At 70.7% G+C, this 10,930-nt stretch carries 9 protein-coding genes; 3 read left to right on the top strand and 6 right to left on the bottom strand.

Translation table 11 applies throughout. The annotated features are described in order from the left end of the window. Positions 1 to 107: 107 nt before the first annotated feature. From hemB to ACFWI9_RS28715, 6 genes are all read right to left on the bottom strand, one after another. Positions 108 to 1,106: a porphobilinogen synthase gene (gene hemB / locus ACFWI9_RS28740; RefSeq protein ID WP_387166432.1), complete on the bottom strand. Its 999-nt coding sequence runs from the start codon at positions 1,104 to 1,106 to the stop codon at positions 108 to 110. A 165-nt stretch (positions 1,107 to 1,271) separates the two neighbouring features. Further along, a complete protein-coding gene (locus ACFWI9_RS28735; protein ID WP_387166430.1) occupies positions 1,272 to 2,939 on the bottom strand; it encodes a uroporphyrinogen-III synthase in 1,668 nt (555 codons plus the stop codon). Beyond that, positions 2,936 to 3,913, bottom strand: coding sequence for a hydroxymethylbilane synthase (gene hemC, locus ACFWI9_RS28730; protein ID WP_387166428.1), 978 nt, complete (start codon positions 3,911 to 3,913; stop codon positions 2,936 to 2,938). The genes ACFWI9_RS28735 and hemC overlap by 4 nt, the downstream gene beginning before the upstream one ends. Continuing rightward, positions 3,910 to 5,280 carry a glutamyl-tRNA reductase gene (locus tag ACFWI9_RS28725; protein ID WP_387166426.1) on the bottom strand — a complete coding sequence of 457 codons (1,371 nt, stop codon included), beginning with the start codon at positions 5,278 to 5,280 and terminating at the stop codon, positions 3,910 to 3,912. The genes hemC and ACFWI9_RS28725 overlap by 4 nt, the downstream gene beginning before the upstream one ends. Next, on the bottom strand, positions 5,277 to 6,182 hold the full coding sequence (locus ACFWI9_RS28720) for a redox-sensing transcriptional repressor Rex (RefSeq protein ID WP_387166424.1): 906 nt from the start codon (positions 6,180 to 6,182) through the stop codon (positions 5,277 to 5,279). Before ACFWI9_RS28720 ends, ACFWI9_RS28725 begins: the two co-directional genes overlap by 4 nt. A gap of 274 nt (positions 6,183 to 6,456) precedes the next feature. Beyond that, a complete protein-coding gene (locus ACFWI9_RS28715) occupies positions 6,457 to 6,741 on the bottom strand; it encodes a glutaredoxin family protein (protein ID WP_387166422.1) in 285 nt (94 codons plus the stop codon). A 199-nt stretch (positions 6,742 to 6,940) separates the two neighbouring features. Here ACFWI9_RS28715 and ACFWI9_RS28710 point away from each other — a divergent pair, with 199 nt between their 5' ends. From ACFWI9_RS28710 to ACFWI9_RS28700, 3 genes are all read left to right on the top strand, one after another. After that, positions 6,941 to 7,900, top strand: coding sequence for an HAD family hydrolase (locus ACFWI9_RS28710; protein ID WP_387166420.1), 960 nt, complete (start codon positions 6,941 to 6,943; stop codon positions 7,898 to 7,900). A 608-nt stretch (positions 7,901 to 8,508) separates the two neighbouring features. Next, complete coding sequence (locus ACFWI9_RS28705) at positions 8,509 to 9,348, top strand: ECF subfamily RNA polymerase sigma factor, BldN family (protein WP_387166418.1); 840 nt, start codon at positions 8,509 to 8,511, stop codon at positions 9,346 to 9,348. 309 nt (positions 9,349 to 9,657) lie between these two features. Then, the gene (locus tag ACFWI9_RS28700) at positions 9,658 to 10,890 is read left to right on the top strand and encodes a DUF5667 domain-containing protein (protein ID WP_387166416.1); all 1,233 of its coding nucleotides are present in this window, start codon (positions 9,658 to 9,660) and stop codon (positions 10,888 to 10,890) included. Positions 10,891 to 10,930: the final 40 nt, after the last annotated feature.

Genomic DNA, 10,930 nt, shown 5'->3' with positions numbered 1-10,930 from the left:
GGGTGGACCCCACCCCCCCCCCGACGCCTTTCGGCTTGCGCACGCCACGCCACGCCACGCCACGCCACGCCACGCCACGCCACGCCTCAAACGGCGAATGTCAGGCGTCAGGCACGGTCGAGCTTCTGCGCGACCTCCGTCGCCCAGTACGTCAGAATCATCTGCGCACCCGCCCGCCTGATCCCGGTCAGGGTCTCCAGGATCGCCTTGTCGCGGTCGATCCAGCCCTTCTCGGCCGCCGCCTCGACCATCGCGTACTCACCCGAGATCTGGTACGCGGCCACCGGCACGTCCACCGCGTCCGCCACCCGCGCCAGCACATCCAGATACGGCCCGGCCGGCTTGACCATCACCATGTCGGCGCCCTCCTCCAGGTCGAGCGCCAGCTCGCGCAGGGATTCGCGCAGATTCGCCGGGTCCTGCTGGTAGGTCTTGCGGTCGCCCGTGAGGGAGGACGCGACGGCCTCGCGGAACGGCCCGTAGAAAGCCGATGAGTATTTGGCGGTGTAGGCGAGGATCGAGACGTCCTCCTTGCCGATGGTGTCCAGGGCGTCCCGGATGACACCGACCTGACCGTCCATCATCCCGCTCGGGCCCACCACATGGACGCCGGCGTCCGCCTGGACCTGTGCCATCTCGGCATACCGCTCCAGTGTGGCGTCGTTGTCCACCCGGCCCTCGGCGTCCAGCACACCGCAATGGCCGTGGTCGGTGTACTCGTCCAGGCACAGATCCGACATGATCACGAGCTCGTCGCCGACCTCGTCCTTCACGGCCCGGATGGCGGCCTGGAGGATCCCGTCCGGGTCGGTGCCCGCGGTCCCCGCGGCGTCCTTCTTGGCGTCCTCAGGCACGCCGAACAGCATGATCCCGGAGACACCGGCCTCCCGGGCCTCGACGGCCGCCTTCCGCAGGGTGTCCATCGAGTGCTGGACGACCCCGGGCATCGCCGCGATCGGCACCGGCGCGCTCACACCCTCCCGTACGAACGCGGGAAGAATCAGGTCGGCGGGATGGAGCCGGGTCTCGGCGACCATACGGCGCATCGCGGGGGTGGTACGCAGCCGTCGCGGACGCGAGCCGGGAAAGGGTCCGTACACAGTCATACGGCCCACGTTACGCCCGTCCCGCGCACGCTCTTACCGACACTGCGCCGGTGCACCCGCCGCCCCACCGCCCATGACGCGGCACTTGGCACCCGTATGACGAAGGGGCCACGGGGACACGCCCCATGACCCCCTCAGGCACTCAGGCCGAACGGCTCACTCAGGTCACGTCGTACGCCTCCGCCGCGCACCCGGCCGCCGCTCGCTCGGCCTGGTCACCGGGTCGCCCGCCTCCAGCGCCGCCTCCCGGCGCCGTGCGCCGAACTGCGCCAGCGCCTCCGCCAGCTTGTGCACCGAAGGCTCCGGCGACAGCACGTCCACCCGCAGCCCGTGCTCCTCCGCGGTCTTCGCGGTGGCCGGGCCGATGCAGGCGATCACGGTGACGTTGTGCGGCTTCCCGGCGATGCCCACCAGGTTTCGCACCGTCGACGACGACGTGAAGAGCACGGCGTCGAAACCGCCGCCCTTGATCGCCTCACGGGTGTCCGCCGGCGGCGGCGAGGCCCGCACGGTGCGGTAGGCCGTGACGTCGTCGACCTCCCAGCCGAGCTCGATCAGACCGGCGACCAGGGTCTCGGTGGCGATGTCGGCCCGCGGCAGGAACACCCGGTCGATCGGGTCGAAGACAGGGTCGTACGGCGGCCAGTCCTCCAGGAGTCCGGCGGCCGACTGCTCACCGCTGGGCACCAGGTCCGGCTTGACGCCGAACTCGATCAGCGCGCGGGCGGTCTGCTCGCCCACCGCCGCCACCTTGATCCCGGCGAAGGCGCGGGCGTCGAGCCCGTACTCCTCGAACTTCTCGCGCACCGCCTTGACCGCGTTGACGCTGGTGAAGGCGATCCACTCGTAGCGACCGGTCACCAGGCCCTTGACCGCCCGCTCCATCTGCTGGGGCGTACGCGGCGGCTCGACGGCGATGGTCGGCACCTCGTGCGGCACGGCGCCGTACGAGCGCAGCTGGTCGGAAAGCGAGGCTGACTGCTCCTTGGTGCGCGGTACGAGCACCCGCCAGCCGAACAGCGGCTTGGACTCGAACCACGCGAGCTGCTCACGCTGGGCCGGGGCACTGCGCTCGCCGACCACGGCTATGACCGGCCGGTGCCCCTCGGGCGACGGGAGCACCTTCCCCTGCTTGAACACCTGGGCGATGGTCGCGAGCGTCGCCGTCCACGTCCGCTGCCGCGTGGTCGTACCGGCCACGGTCACCGTCAGCGGGGTGTCGGGCTTGCGCCCGGCAGCGACCAGCTCACCGGCCGCGGCGGCCACCGCGTCCAGCGAGGTGGACACGACGACGGTGCCGTCCGAGGCCCCGACCTCGGTCCAGCAGCGCTCGTCGGCCGTGCGCGCGTCTATGAAGCGCACATCGGCGCCCTGTCCGTCGCGCAGCGGCACCCCCGCGTAGGCGGGCACGCCCACGGCGGTGGCGACACCGGGGACGACCTCGAACGGGATGCCCGCGGCCGCGCAGGCGAGCATCTCCTGGCCTGCGTTTCCGTCGAGCCCGGGGTCACCGCCCACCGCACGCACGACCCGCTTGCCGCCCCGCGCGGCCTCCATGACAAGATTGGCCGCATCCCTCAACACAGGGACGTCGGCGGTTATTGACGCCTCGTCAACAACCGTCAGCTCCGGCGTGCTTACGCCTGCCCGCGCATGGCCGCGAACGACCTCGAGGACATCGGGCTCGGCGATCAGCACGTCCGCGCCCGCCAGCGCCTCGACGGCGCGCAGCGTCAGCAGCCCCGGGTCACCGGGACCGGCGCCGAGGAAGGTGACATGCCCCCGTGCGGAGAACGCCGAAGAGGCGGATGTGGCAATGGTGGTGGGGCTCAAAGTGCTCGCTCCCCCATAAGACCGGCCGCACCCTTGGCAAGCATCTCGTCCGCGAGTTCGCGGCCGAGTGCCACGGCCGCGTCATGCGACGTGGGTACGGGACCGGTGGTGGACATCTGCACCAGCGTCGAGCCGTCGGTGGTACCGACGACGCCGCGCAGGCGCAGTTCATGAACATCCTGTGCGTCGGCCGGCAGATCGGCGAGGGCACCCACAGGTGCGCTGCAACCGGCCTCCAGGGCGGCGAGCAGGGATCGCTCGGCGGTCACGGCGACCCGGGTGTCCGGGTCGTCGAGTCCGCCCAGCGCGGCGGCCAGGTCGGTGTTGCCCGAGAGGCATTCGACCGCCAGAGCCCCCTGGCCGGGGGCGGGCAGCACCGCGTCGACCGACAGGAAGTCGGTCACCTCGCTGATCCTGCCGATACGGTTCAGCCCGGCCGCGGCAAGCACCACGGCGTCCAGCTCCCCGTTCCGTACGTATCCGATGCGGGTGTCGATGTTCCCCCGGATCGGCACGGTCTCGATCTCCAGCCCGAGCGCCCGTGCGTGAGCGTGCAGCTGGGCCATCCGCCGCGGCGAGCCGGTGCCGATCCTGGCGCCGTTCGGCAGCCGGTCGAACGTCAGCCCGTCGCGTGCGACCAGCACATCCCGCGGGTCCTCGCGGAGCGGGATCGCGGCCAGCGTCAGCTCATCGGGCTGCGTGGTCGGCAGGTCCTTCAGCGAGTGCACCGCGAAGTCCACCTCACCGGCGAGCAGCGCGTCCCGCAGCGCGGTGACGAACACACCTGTGCCGCCGATCTGCGCGAGGTGCTCACGGGATGTGTCGCCGTACGTGGTGATCTCGACGAGCTCGACAGGCCGGCCGGTCAGCCGGGTCACCGCCTCCGCCACATGCCCGGACTGGGCCATGGCGAGCTTGCTGCGCCTGGTCCCCAGCCTCAGAGCCTTGCCGGCCCTCTCCGCCTTCTCGGTCATACTCGCCCTCGGTTCTTGACGTCGGCGTCGTTCAGGTCGGCCCGGCTGACGGCTGCGACCGTCTCCGGGTCGAGGTCGAAGAGTGTGCGCAGCGCGTCCGCGTACCCGGCGCCGCCGGGCTCGGCCGCGAGCTGCTTGATCCGCACGGTGGGTGCGTGCAGCAGCTTGTCGACCACGCGGCGCACGGTCTGGGCGACCTCGGAGCGCTGCCGTTCGTCCAGGTCGGGCAGCCTGCCCTCAAGGCGGGCGACCTCACCGGCGACCACATCGGCGGCCATGGCGCGCAGCGCGACCACGGTCGGGGTGATGTGCGCGGCGCGCTGGGCCGCGCCGAACGCGGCCACCTCGTCGGAGACGATGGTGCGCACCTGGTCCACGTCGGCGGCCATAGGGGCGTCCGCCGAGGCTTCGGCAAGCGACTCGATGTCCACCAGCCGGACCCCGTCGAGTCGGTGTACGGCGGCGTCGATGTCGCGGGGCATGGCGAGGTCGAGCAGCGCGAGCGGTGTGCCCTCGCCGTGGGGCTCGCGGCTCTTCAGCGCGGCCTCGACCGCCTCCACTCCCAGCACCAGGCCGGTCGCGCCGGTGCAGGAGACCACGATGTCGGCACGTGTCAGCTCGTCACCTGCCGCCGCCATGTCGACGGCGCGGGCGCGCACGCCCGTACCACCCGGCTCGGTAAGGATCCGGACCAGCCGTTCGGCACGCTCATGCGTCCGGTTGGCGACGACCACCTCGGCCACCCCGGCCCGCGCGAGCGTCGCAGCGGCCAGCGAGGACATCGAACCGGCGCCGATGACCAGGGCCCGCTTGCCCCGCGCCCAGGTCTCGACGTCGGTTCCCTGGGCGAGCTGCTCGAGCCCGAAGGTGACGAGGGACTGGCCGGCCCGGTCGATCCCGGTCTCGCTGTGGGCGCGCTTGCCGACCCGCAGCGACTGCTGGAAAAGGTCGTTCAGCAGCCGCCCCGCGGTGTGCAGGTCCTGGCCGAGTGCGAGGGCGTCCTTGATCTGGCCGAGGATCTGGCCCTCGCCGATGACCATCGAGTCGAGTCCGCAGGCCACCGAGAAGAGGTGGTGGACGGCCCGGTCCTCGTAGTGCACGTACAGATAAGGGGTCAGCTCTTCCAGACCGACGCCGCTGTGCCGGGCGAGCAGCGTGGACAGCTCGGCGACACCGGCGTGGAACTTGTCGACGTCGGCGTACAGCTCGATGCGGTTGCAGGTGGCGAGCACGGACGCCTCGACCGCGGGCTCCGCGGCGAGGGTGTCCTGGAGCAGCTTGGCCTGCGTGTCCGGGGACAGCGAGGCGCGCTCCAGCACGCTGACCGGGGCACTGCGGTGACTGAGTCCGACGACCAGGAGACTCATGCCGGCATCACGGCGGGAACGTCCCCGTCGGGCCCTTTCCGGCCGGAGCCGGTGCTGCTGGTGCTGGTCCCCGTGCTGGTACCGGTACCGGCGGTCGGCGCGGCGGCTGCCATGCCTTCCGCGGCCTCGGCGCCTTCCGTGTCCTCGGCGTTCCCGGGGTTCGCGGGGGCCGCATGGGGCGGGGTCCCGGCGGACGCGGCCACCGGCGGTACGGCGGCGGGCGTCTCGCCGTCCGTCTCCTCACCGGCCTTGCGCTGCTCGTGGAACGCCAGGATCTGGAGTTCGATCGACAGGTCGACCTTGCGTACGTCGACCCCGTCCGGCACCACGAGCACGGTGGGGGCGAAGTTGAGGATGGAGGTGACACCGGCGGCGACCAGCCGGTCGCACACCTGCTGGGCGGCCCCGGCGGGCGTCGCGATGACCCCGATGGAGACGCCGTTGTCCGAGATGATCTTCTCCAGCTCGTCCGTGTGCTGGACCGGGATCCCGGCGACCGGCTTCCCGGCCATCGCCGGATCAGCGTCGATCAGCGCGGCGACGCGGAAGCCGCGGGAGGCGAAGCCGCCGTAGTTGGCGAGGGCGGCGCCGAGGTTGCCGATACCGACGATCACGACCGGCCAGTCCTGGGTCAGGCCGAGCTCGCGGGAGATCTGGTAGACGAGGTACTCGACGTCGTAGCCGACACCGCGGGTCCCGTACGAGCCGAGGTAGGAGAAGTCCTTCCGCAGCTTCGCGGAGTTCACCCCCGCCGCCGCCGCCAGCTCCTCCGACGAGACCGTGGGCACGGAGCGCTCCGAGAGCGCGGTCAGCGCGCGCAGGTACAGCGGAAGCCGGGCGACGGTGGCCTCGGGAATTCCTCGGCTACGAGTCGCCGGTCGGTGAGTTCGGCCAGTTGCCACGGTGCTCCTGCGGGATGAGCGAGGCTGTAGGCGGTCGTACGTCCCAGGACCGCCCCGTCGAATGCAGGCTATGTCTTTGTGAACGCGTGCACAAAGATGGTGTCCGCTTTGTCCGACCAAAGTGACCGGGGTCACGCGGACTGAAAGCGGGATTCCGGAACCGCTCGCCGCTCCCGGTCGTAGAAATCCCGAAGGGGGCACCGCGTTTCACACTCCTTACGTCCACGCCCCCGAGACACCGGCGAAACGCCCACGATGGTAACCACCCTCCGGGTCATACCCCCAGCTCACGCCGGAGCCGGTCCGGGTCCACCCGCCAGAAGGTGTGCTGCTCACCGTCCACCAGAACGACCGGGATCTGCTCCCAGTACGCCCGGTGCAGCTCCGCGTCGCGGGTGATGTCCTTCTCCTCCCATACGGCGCCCGTCTCCGCGCAGACCCGCTCGATCACGGCCCGGGCGTCGTCGCAGAGGTGGCATCCGGGCTTTCCGATCAGGGTCACGACCCGTTCGGCGGGATTCTTCTTCGGACGCCTGGTACGCCGCAGCAGAGGACTCATACCTCCATTCTCCGCCCCGGCCCTCTACTCCCGGTCGCACTCGTGGACGTGCTTCCGGCCACACGCGCGACAAGTCGCCGCGGCCATTGACGCCGACGCCGACACCGGTGATCGCGTTTTACGACCCGGCCACGCAGAGTTCACGCCTTCGCATCCCCGCGAGTCGGGAAGTCGCGGACGGACTGGCTATGCTCACGCCATGGCCGGACTGGGATGGCTCACCCCCCGTAGGCGCTCCGCCACCGCACGGAGCGTGCTGGCAGGCGAGGCCGCCGCCGAGGCTGCCCGCAAGACCTCGCAGCGGCTCGCCGCTGAAGCGGAGGCCGGGACGGCGGTCGGCGATGGCGACGAACCGGGGCGGCGGGAGCCGGACTTCCCGGTGGTCGGGGACTCACTCGCCGCGGCCTTCTTCGACCTGGACAACACCGTCATGCAGGGCGCCGCGATCTTCCACTTCGGCCGGGGGCTGTACAAGCGGAAGTTCTTCCAGCGCCGCGAACTGGCGAGGTTCGCCTGGCAGCAGGCGTGGTTCCGGGTCGCCGGAGTCGAGGATCCCGACCATATGCAGGACGTGCGCGAGTCCGCGCTGTCCATCGTCAAGGGGCACCGGGTCTCGGAGCTGATGTCGATCGGCGAGGAGATCTACGACGAGTACATGGCGGACCGCATCTGGCCCGGTACGCGCGCGCTCGCCCAGGCGCATCTCGACGCCGGCCAGAGGGTGTGGCTGGTCACCGCGGCTCCCGTGGAGACCGCCACCATCATCGCCCGGCGGCTCGGACTGACCGGCGCGCTCGGCACGGTCGCCGAGTCCGTCGACGGTGTGTACACCGGGAAGCTGGTGGGTGAGCCGCTGCACGGCCCCGCGAAGGCCGAAGCGGTACGCGCGCTGGCCGCGGCCGAAGGCCTGGACCTCGCCCGCTGCGCGGCGTACAGCGACTCGCACAACGACATCCCGATGCTCTCCCTGGTCGGCCACCCGTACGCGATCAACCCGGACACCAAGCTGCGCAAATACGCGCGGGAGCGCGACTGGCGGCTGCGCGACTACCGCACGGGCCGCAAGGCGGCGAAGGTCGGCATCCCAGCCGCCGCCGGTGTGGGCGCGCTGGCGGGCGGTACGGCGGCGGCGGTCGCGCTGCACCGGCGCCGACGCTGAGGCGCGACGGGCCACGCGCGCCCGACCCCGCCCACCCCTCGCCCACCCGCGACCACACTCCGCGCAGGCCCCGCACGCGCCTGAGCCCATGATCGCTCCCGCGCGCGCACCCACGCGCACACGCACGCCCGAACAATTCCGAACGGATTTACGCCGGGCTGAGCCGCCCGCTGCACACTTGCGCCCACACCCGTTTGGATGTGGGCACATTCGCGCGAATTCCCCGTTGATTCATTCGTATGGGCATGCCACCCCGTTTCCCGCGGACACCAAGCCGACCGTGACCGCGGCCCAGTGCGCGGCACGCCGCATCGCGCCGCACCCCCGAGCACGCCCGTGGCCAGCGTCGTTGCGGGCAGATGAACACAACGCGTGACGCGTGAAAGCAGATCCCGAAGCATTTCGATCATCAATCGATCACAAATTGCTGCTGCATCCGTCGCTTTGTCGTAAGAGAAGCGACGTAATCGATGATTTGAGCAACTGGGTGTAGCGCTGCCTGTACGAAGCGTTATTCTCCTCAGACGCATTAAGGACCCCACACGTCGCCATGACGGGTGAACGGTCCCGCATCTGCTCGTGATGGAAGCTCTGCCTCTGGGAGTCCCGTGTACCCACACGTCGGGGTTGACGCCTCGGGCCTGGCTACGCTGCGCGCAACGGTCGCCGACCACTTGCGCGGCTTCGTCCCCACCGCGTACGCCATCCCCGCCTTCGCCACGCCGAGCCCAGCCGCCCTCGGCCCTGTCGGCCCCTGCTACGCCCTCACGGGCGGCATCGAGAAGGGGTCGGCGCGCAGCGGCGTCGTCGAGGGACGCGGCTCCGGCGACGGGCGGGAGCTCGCCCGAAGGGGCGGTCGCGGCAGCTCGGCCACCACCCGCCGTCCCAGCGCGGACAGCGACAGCGCGCGCATGATGGACCTGGTCGAACGGGCCCAGGCGGGTGAGGCGGAGGCCTTCGGCCGGCTCTACGACCAGTACAGCGACACCGTCTACCGCTACATCTACTACCGGGTCGGCGGGAAGGCGACGGCGGAGGATCTCACCAGCGAGACCTTCCTGCGTGCTCTGCGCCGTATCTCCACCTTCACCTGGCAGGGCCGGGACTTCGGCGCCTGGCTGGTCACCATCGCTCGCAACCTGGTCGCCGACCACTTCAAGTCGAGCCGATTCCGGCTGGAAGTGACCACCGGGGAGATGCTCGACGCCAACGAGGTCGAGCGAAGCCCCGAGGACTCGGTGCTTGAATCCCTCTCGAACGCCGCACTGCTCGAAGCCGTGCGCAAGCTCAACCCGCAACAGCAGGAATGCGTCACCCTGCGCTTCCTCCAGGGACTCTCAGTTGCCGAGACCGCGCGGGTGATGGGCAAGAACGAAGGTGCGATCAAGACCCTTCAGTACCGAGCCGTCCGCACTCTGGCCCGGCTGCTCCCCGACGATGCCCGCTGACCTCCTGGTCATGGGGATCACCCCCACCCCTCCCCACATCGCGCCCTTCTCATGTACCGCCCCCCACGCACCAGCCCCCCACGCCGTCCCGTCCCTTCAACTCACCACCCGTGAGCGGCTGATGACGCACTGGTCCGATCATCCTTCGCGCGTAACCCAACTGCCGAGCCGCTCGTTGTGCGGAATGCAGACTCCCTGCGGTCACGTCACGCCCGCGGCCACTCACTCTTTCGTGTGGATGCGCTCAAGGTGTGCAACCTTCCGGACCCCCCGAGGAGTCGACCGTCATGACGAGAGGAGGTGCCGCCAGTGATCGCGAACGTTTCGGCACACCGGCGGGCGAACGCCTTCGCCCAGGCCCTGGAGGATCAGACACTCCTGGGCGCGGCGGCCGAACAGCCCGACACTTCGGCAGAACCGGCCGAGCGGACACGGCTGTTGGCCTTGGCGAACGGCCTCGGCGAGCTGCCGAAGCCCGAGTTGGACCCCGAGGTCAAGGTGGTGCAGCGAGCTCAGCTCGTCGCCGCCATGGAGGCCATGCTCCTGGAGGGCACGGCGCTTGGAGGAGGTGCGTCCGCGAGTCCTGCCGTACCAGGGCAGCGAAGCTCCGGCCACGGCACCCACCGGGCATCGCCACTCCGGAAGCTGAAGCCGCGCTCCCGCTGGTCCAAGGGCCTCGCGGCGGGCGGTCTCACCGTCGGAGTCGCCGCCGGCGCCTTCGGTGGAGTGGCCGCCGCCAGCTCCGACGCCCTCCCTGGAGATTCCCTCTACGGGCTGAAACGGGGCATGGAGGACTTCAAGCTGGGGATGGCGGACGACGACGCCGATCGCGGCGGCATCTACCTCGACCAGGCGTCCACGCGGCTCAGCGAGGCCCGTCGGCTGATGGAGCGGGGCCGGTCCGGACAGCTCGACCACGAGTCTCTGGGCGAGGTGAGGCGCGCCCTGACCGGAATGCGCCACGACGCCACTGAGGGCCACCGCCTGCTCCACCAGGCTTACGAGCGGGACGGATCGCTCGGCCCGATCGCGACCCTGTCCTCGTTCTCCCACTCCCACCGCGAGGTGTGGAACGGGCTGCGCGAGCGCCTCCCCGTCCAGCTCAATGACGTCGGCGACGAGGTGAACTCGGTCTTCGACGCCATAGACCAAGAGGTCGGGCCGCTCCGGTCGCTGCTGCCCGCCGCCCCTGGTCAGGGGAGCACCGGACCTCAGCGCGGCGGAGCCAGTCCGGAAGGCTCCGGCAGCTCGACGGGTTCGTCCGGTACAGGCCAGTCCTCGCCGTCCTCCCCCGCCATGGGCCAGGGGCACGGGCAGGACGACCTGCGGCCCAGCCCTTCGGACTCGGGCTCCTCACCGGATGACGGAGGGCTGCTCGACGGCGGCACGGGCGATCTGCTCGACCCGCCGGGTGGGATGACCACACCGTCGTTCCCGTCCGATGCCAATCCGACAGCGCCCATGCCGGATGTCACCATCCCGCCGCTGCTGCCCGGGCTGCTGCCGGATCTCGGCCTCGACACCGAGGACGACAACGGCTAGGCCGACCAAGGGTGCGACGGGTGTGGGGGAGGCCATGGCC

It is taken from the genome of Streptomyces sp. NPDC127084 (assembly GCF_042724175.1).
Classification (GTDB): Bacteria; Actinomycetota; Actinomycetes; order Streptomycetales; family Streptomycetaceae; genus Streptomyces.
This window is presented reverse-complemented; position numbering and strand designations above follow the sequence as displayed.